Here is a 1,600-nt window from a genome sequence, read left to right on the forward strand (position 1 = left end):
GATAGGTCCCCTCAAGGTGCTACGGAACGCTCGCCTTGCATCGTTAACTTGGCCGGCTTCACGGCGACGTTAATTTTGCCGTCCGTGCAAATACGGACGATGAAGCCCTTCTGCAGTTCGACGACGCATCACGACAACACGGCCGGTCTCACAGGGACAGGCCTTACCACCCGGACGGGAAAGAGCCCGTTCCATCGGTCATCGCAATTTGAACTAATTGGAATTGAGGACCGCTAAGCCTTGCGAAACGTTCGCGACATGACGACCGCCAGCATCCGAACGCGATCGCTCATTGGTTGAACCCGGCGGGATGGCTAAGCGCAGCCAAAGAAAAGGCGGCGGAGTTTCCTCCGCCGCCTCGATAGTCGATGTCTGTCGCGGCTACGCTTAGCGGAGCAGCTGCAGCACGCTCTGCTGCGACTGGTTGGCCAGCGCCAGCGCGGAGACCGCGATCGACTGGCGGGTCGACAGCGCCTGGCTGTTGGCCGCTTCCTCGTTGGTGTCGGCCAGCGTCAGGTTGGACGAGCCGGTCTGCAGCACGTTGATCAGATTCTTCGAGAAGTCCTGGCGGATCTGCACGATCGACAGGTTCGAACCGAGGGTCGAAGCCTGGGTGCGCAGCAGGCCGCTCGCGTTGTTCAGCGTCTTCAGCGTGGCGTTGGCCGAAGCGTTGTCCACGAAGTCCGTGCCGGCAGTCAGCTTGGTGAGGTTGAGGCCGGTAGCGTCGAAGGTCACGCCCTGGATCTTCAGCGTCGAGGAGCCCGTCTCGTTGAAGGTCAGCTTGAGCTGATCGCCGTTGAGCAGGTTGATGCCGTTGTACGACGCGTCCTGGGCGGTCGTGGTGATCTGGTCCAGGATGTTGTTGTATTGGTTGACCAGGTTGGCGCGGTTCGCCAGCGCAGTCGGGTCCTGCACCGGAGCGCTGCCCGTGAGGCCGTTGAACAGCTTGCCGGCGCCGGCCGCCGTGCCGCCGATCGTGCCGATGGTCGCCGAAGCGGCATCGTTGGTGGTGCTGATGGTGAGCGCACCGGCCGCACTGAGCGAGGCCTGCAGGTTGTTGGCCGCCAGCGCGGCGTTCAGGTCGTTGAGGGACTTCACCTTGCCGGCACCGGTGCCGAAGGTGATGTTGGTCGCAGTGCCGTTGCCGGTCGCGCCGATGGTCAGCGTGAGGGTGTCCAGCGGGCTCGCGCCGGCCGTGCCGTTTGCGGTCGCCGTCGCACCGGCCGGGAGGCCGAGCTGTGTCGCGTCGCCCGAGCTGAACGTACCGACCGTGAGCGAGTCCGCGGCGCCGGCGGTGTTGGTGCTGGTCAGGACCAGCTTGCCGGTGCCGTCGATCGAGGCGGCGACCTTGGCGCTGGCGCCGACCTGCGTGTTGATGGCGTCGCGAACCTGGGTGGCGGAGTAGTTCGTGCCCGAGTTCAAGGTCACAGTCTGGCTGTTGATCTGGAACGTCAGGTTCGCGCCGGCCGCGGTGAGGTCAATGCCGGTATAGGCGGCGGTGCTGGTGAGGGTCGCATTGGTCGGGGTCGCGGTGCCGAGAAGGTTGTCGGCGGTCGCGCCGGGGATCGCGGCGGTCGTCACCGACGACTTCGCGGAATAG

Annotated in this window: 1 protein-coding gene; it reads right to left on the reverse strand. The window is 64.9% G+C overall.

All coding sequences use genetic code 11. The features are described from left to right. Positions 1-387: 387 nt before the first annotated feature. Positions 388-1,600: flagellin (locus tag AKL29_RS28090; RefSeq protein ID WP_244482468.1), on the reverse strand; the 1,213-nt coding region annotated here is incomplete at its 5' end.

Origin of the sequence: Bradyrhizobium pachyrhizi, from assembly GCF_001189245.1 — a bacterium.
Lineage (GTDB): Bacteria > Pseudomonadota > Alphaproteobacteria > Rhizobiales > Xanthobacteraceae > Bradyrhizobium > Bradyrhizobium pachyrhizi.